Source organism: Flavobacterium cupreum (assembly GCF_003996965.1).
Lineage (GTDB): Bacteria > Bacteroidota > Bacteroidia > Flavobacteriales > Flavobacteriaceae > Flavobacterium > Flavobacterium cupreum.
In genome coordinates this window covers 1-333 of the sequence record NZ_QWDM01000149.1, presented here as the reverse complement: position 1 = coordinate 333, position 333 = coordinate 1, and the positions used below count along the sequence as shown (strand labels likewise).

At 62.2% G+C, this 333-nt stretch carries 1 pseudogene; it reads right to left on the bottom strand.

The annotated features are described in order from the left end of the window. Window positions 1–333 (bottom strand): annotated as a pseudogene (locus tag D0817_RS26985) (cell division protein); the annotation flags it as partial.

The window sequence follows — 333 nt, the reverse complement described above, 5'->3', positions numbered from 1 at the left end:
CCAGGTTGCGTGCGGTCTTGAGCCATTCCATGGTCGAGGACTGGCTTTGCTCGAGCGCGTAATCGAAATCCGACGGGCCGATCGGGCGTTCCGGACTGCCGGTAAGGATGTCATGGATCGCGCTTTCCTTGGCCAGGTCGATGATGCCGTCGATGTCCGCACCCGAGTAGTTCTCGGTCGCCTTCGCCAGCGCGTCGATGTCGATGCCTTGTGCCGGAACGTCGCGCATCTTAATCTCCAGAATGTGGCGGCGCGCTTCCAAGTCTGGCGGTGGCACGAAAACTTGCCGCGTGAACCGGCCCGGGCGCTTCATCGCGGAATCGACATCCCACG